General features: G+C 54.8%; 4 protein-coding genes. 2 read left to right on the top strand and 2 right to left on the bottom strand.

Annotated elements, in window-relative coordinates; translation table 11 throughout:
- Nucleotides 1-442 (top strand): hypothetical protein (locus TJ79_RS27615; protein WP_052339874.1); only part of this gene is annotated, 442 nt, incomplete at its 5' end.
- 22 nt (nucleotides 443-464) lie between these two features.
- Here the strand turns inward: TJ79_RS27615 and TJ79_RS22265 are convergent.
- Entirely contained in the window at nucleotides 465-770 is a 306-nt protein-coding gene (locus tag TJ79_RS22265) for a YunC family protein (RefSeq protein ID WP_040952558.1), read from the bottom strand.
- A gap of 145 nt (nucleotides 771-915) precedes the next feature.
- On the opposite strand from TJ79_RS22265, the gene TJ79_RS22260 reads away from it, so the two are divergent.
- Nucleotides 916-1,428, top strand: a complete 513-nt coding sequence (locus TJ79_RS22260) for a hypothetical protein (RefSeq protein ID WP_040952557.1) — start codon at nucleotides 916-918, stop codon at nucleotides 1,426-1,428.
- A gap of 77 nt (nucleotides 1,429-1,505) precedes the next feature.
- Here the strand turns inward: TJ79_RS22260 and TJ79_RS22255 are convergent.
- A partial coding sequence (locus TJ79_RS22255) for an Lhr family helicase (RefSeq protein ID WP_040952556.1) occupies nucleotides 1,506-4,746 on the bottom strand: 3,241 nt, incomplete at its 5' end.

Raw genomic sequence — 4,746 nt, 5'->3', positions numbered from 1 at the left:
GCATTCGGGCAGCCCTATTATCCCTATCCCTACTCCCCTTATCCGTATTATCCGGGATATCAACCATTCTATCCCGGTTATTGGCCTTATCCCGGTTACCCCGGACATCACGGAGGATGGCATGGCGGATGGTACGGCGGTGGTCCAGGTGGATGGCATGGAGGTGGACCGGGTGGTTGGCATGGAGGCGGACCGGGTGGGCCGGGCGGTTGGCATGGAGGCGGCCCAGGCGGTTGGCACGGAGGCGGACCGGGTGGGCCGGGGGGTTGGCACGGTGGTCCAGGTGGTGGACATATGGGAGGACACCGAGAAGAAGAGGAAGGCGATCAAATCTAATCCAGCATCCCCGGTTGAAAGCACCTCACGAACAATATCAACAAAAATGCTGCCCACAATGCCGTTTCAACAGCGCTTGGGCAGCATTTTTTCGTTTTCATTTTAGATGACACCATATCAAGCTGCTATTATCCCACCATCTTCGCCAACGCAGCGACCCCTGTCATGCCCGGAACAATTCCTCTCCGCTCCGCTTCGTACGTTACCGATTCCAACGGCGCCTCCAGCAGCTCCTCCAAGGTGCGTACTCCTACCGCCCGACCGGCGACAATATTCCGGCTGCTTAAACGCTCGTTCAAAAGTCCGATGTCCAAAGCCCCACACATGATATATCCGATATCGGTCGTTATGGCTATAAGAGTCGTTTTCGGAAGCTTCACCACGATGCCGATAGCCGTACCGCCATCGACAGATATGGGCTTCATTTCAATCACAGATCATGCCTCCTCGCGCATTTCGTACATCATATGAGCGGGCGGGCGGGCGGGTAAGGGACATTCGCGGAGGAAATCTATATATCTTTTCGCCCAAATCGTGATATCATGGAGATAAACATCGAGAGGAGATCATAGCACGTATATGGATAAGCCAAAGGGCGCAAAAAAACAATATCTGTTTTCCGTCGATATATTGGTGGAAGGTTATAGCAACGGCATCGCCCTTGAAACCCTTCTTCATGTTTTGAACTCCGATAAAATCAAGGATTATAAAGTCTTAAAGGGAATCGATTTGGGGACTGCCATCGACTCCGCTCTGGCTGCATCCGCGGGCAACGTCAAAAAAATCGCCATCCATGAATCAGCCGCCCAAAGTCCTAAATTTGCAGTAGAAAAGAAACAGCAAGATCCGAAAGCCCCCCCCGCTACCGCCAAAGAGAACCAGAACCTCGCCGAGTTGTTCAACAAATATCGGACAAACAATACCCTTATTCGGCTAACCATTTTGAAAGGCAAAGGGGTAAAGCTTAGCATCCCTTGCCGCATCGTCAATTTGGATAATGAAACCGGAATGCTCACCGTTTATCACGTGGACGAAAAGATAGTCTATCAATTCAGCCTGACGGAAGTAGATGATTTTACCGTCGGTACCTGATACCAAACCGTACACGTGTTCATGCGCTTTGCGAAGCTTACGGGGGTTATAGACCGGAAGCTTTCGCAGGCGTTTTTTTATGAATGGAGGTTGTTTCGGAAGGTGCTGGGCCACAGCACATAAGCGTTCCGGTCACGCTCCGCCCCAAGGTTCTCCAGAAAGTCCGCCGCTTCTGATTGAGAGGCAGACCGCCCGTTCCACGTCTCGATGATAACCCGCTTCAAGCTGCCCCGGACCAGGAGCATCTGGAGTATGGCAGACATCCGCCGGATGCGTTTGGCCTCGTTCTCGCGAGCTCCCTCTGTCAACAACCTATTTTCCCTTTCAGCATTCATTTCCACGATGCGTTTGCCGGAGTTCTCGAGCCACAGCCTCCATCTCCCCCGCTCCAGCACCAAATACCCTCCCGGCTTCCTTGAAAAGAGCGCAGCATCCCGGTTCACCTTTGGCCAATCTGCCGATATTCCATAAGGATTTGCCGGATCGGCAGCGGAAACCAGCACCGTTTCGCTCGAGTCATCGTTTATCCATGGACTGCGCAGCTCTTCCACCACTTCCTTGGATGCATATTGGACAGCCGGAATACCCGATACGAAAAACCCCCGGGTCAGCATGCCCCACTCCTCTAGCTGCTTCAGCACCCGGTACACATCCTCCCAAGGGATCGGGCTGATCTGAGCGACTAAATCTTTGGTGACGATGCCGAAATTAGCCATCAAATGCCGCACCCATGCGGCGGCTGACCGCTCCTGACGATTGTCGATAGAGACCGTTCCGTTAGAATTTTCGGAAAGTCGGTTGTCTGGATCAAAGGTGTCGTCCAGGACGTACCAGCGTCCTAAACCGGACCGGAATTTACCTTGTTCGGCGGCTTTCCGGGAAGCGGAGGAGCTTTGATTGCGTAAAGGAGCAAACTGGTCGTTGGCGATGCGTCCTTCCCAAACCAGATCCATCAAGCGGGCCATAAGCTCCGATGGCGGAAAGCCGGTTTCTCGTGAGAGGACCGTAAGAAAGCTGGCTCCCTTGCGGCGGAGATGGGCGAGTAGTTCCGGATGTACGCATTCTTCGTTTTTCCGAATGAAGGGAAGATAGAGATCCTTGCTCTCGCCCAGGAAAAAGGCAATTCGCCCTTCCTTTTCTCCCTCTTCTTTGCGCCCGAGCCAAAAGATATCACCGCTCGCACAAAGCAAATCGAGGGTTTCCTTCCGATATCGAAGCAGGCGGGAAGGAAAGATCAGCTTTTCCCAATGGCTGACTGGGAGATAAATACCTTGCAATTGGGCTACAACTCGCTGCAAATCGGCGATATCGTCCTGGGGTCGGCTGACGGCAAGATTCTTTTGATCCGCATTCCAGCCTTGAACCCCATGAAGACGAGCCAAATATGCGGCATAACGCTCCGCAGGGACCGCGCTTCCTGCTTCTTCAAACTCCCGTAAAGAAAACCGGACAATGCGGGATACGACTTTGGAACTGGTCCACAGCTCCTCCTTGTCCTTTTCCGCAAAAGGGGCGGGTTCCAGCAGCTTTTCCTGCTGCCACTGCAGGATGGTTTCTCGTACACGCGGTGCGTCCATGCCATAACGAATGGCCAGATCGTCCACGGTGAAGGCGATTTTGTGGTCAATATGGCGTTTCAATACGTAGGTGATAGCGGCGGCATCATGGGGAAAGCGGGAATAAATTTCCGCTTCATCTGCGCAAATGTAGCGGTTTTCGCCGCCAAGGCTGATGCGAATTGTTTTCCCAGCAGCCATAAGCTGATTAAGCCACTGTTCCGCCTCAGCCCCTGCTGCCTGTCGCGCTTCGTCTAGACTCATGTCTCCTCTCGACTTCAGCAACTTCAAGAATTCGCCACTGTCGCCGGGGCCAACATGATCCCCCTGCTCCAACCGTTTACGCTCCTGTTCCAGCACTTCGGGGGTTACCGCACCACGAATTGTTTCGCGGCCGAACAGTTCCTCGGCCAAACCACGGCTTACACCCAGCACTTGAGTTTGCAGATCCCGGTTCACGGTGTCCGATTCATAGATATTGACATTGATATAGTCGAGCAGAAAATCGATGGCAAAGGGGGAAGGAAACCGGGTTTCCCGCACCGCTACCTCTGTCACCCCATCCGATATGGAAGCGAGCAGCCGCTTGACTTCATCGACGGACAACGATTCCTCTAACGATTCCTCCAGCGCCTCTCGCAAATAAGGAAACTCTGCGGCGTAAGGCAGCGACTCCTTTAGCAGTTCCTCACTGCGCAGCCGCAGTTTCCACGCCGGAATGCGGGTGAAGCTGCGGGCAAGGAGCAGAGAGGTCTCTGCAATGCGGCGAAAGTTCGCCCCGAACATAGGCGTGGAAGGCAGTTCTTCGAGCAGAAGGGCCTCCAGGTTATCCGCTGTTACCTTTCCGATGACGGACAGCCAAGAAGGGTCCCAATCGGAAAGCACAAATTCGATCCCGTTATCTCGCGCATTGGCATAGACGGGAATCGGAATGATCTTTGCTATAACCGTCTGCAGAGCGAGCTGCCAAGTATGGTTAAAGGTTCGGCCAAACAAACTGTGAATGACCAAATGATGGCGGTTCGTATCGTCGACAAAATGCTCGATGACAATCCGCCGATCTGTAGGCAAAACCGAAACATTCATCTGGCCTTTGACCAAAGTTAATAAACTTTCTATCGCAGGCCTGTCCATAAAATACTCCGTACCAAGCCAATCTACCGTGTCTTTGGAGCGGGCAAGTTCCCGTTCCTCCATATCGGCCAGAAATCGGCCGATCTGAAGCCCCAGCTCATAGCTGCGGCTAGCCGATTGCGCTTTCCAGAAGGGAATCTCGCTGACCCGGCTGGGGCTCTCCGTCACATAGATCCGGTCCGGCCGAATGGAGCGGATCGTCCAGGAGCTTGCGCCCAGCCGGAAGACATCGCCGACCCGGGATTCATGGATGAACTCTTCATCCAGTTCACCCAGATGCAGCCGGGTCTCGGCGTGATGCACCGGGTAGCCGGTACCCGGTGGAATGGTTCCGGCGCCCATGACAGCAGCCATGGGCGTCCCTGATCTGCGCCGGAGCTGGCCGGTCTCCCGATCCCAATCCAGCAGGGGCCGGGAAAAGGGGTAGAGGCCGGCCAGCACCGCCACGGCAGCAAGCACGCGCTTCCGCGGCAGGCCGTGGAAGCCGTCGCTCCTGGCGAGGACCGCCGTGAGCCGCCCGATCTCCCAGTCGTCGGTGGCCGTCATGGCCACCAACTGCTGGGAGAAGACATCGAGGGAATGCCGCGGCACGCGGATTTCCTCGATGTCCCGGGCGGCCACGGCCCGC

It is taken from the genome of Gorillibacterium massiliense, from assembly GCF_000455485.1.
Taxonomy (GTDB): domain Bacteria; phylum Bacillota; class Bacilli; order Paenibacillales; family NBRC-103111; genus Gorillibacterium; species Gorillibacterium massiliense.
Note: the sequence above shows the minus strand (reverse complement) of the source record. Positions and strands in the feature narration are given on the sequence as shown.

Coding starts and splice junctions, on each gene's coding strand:
- TJ79_RS22260 (WP_040952557.1), top strand. CDS start 916: ATGGATAAGCCAAAGGGCGCAAAAAAACAATATCTGTTTTCCGTCGAT.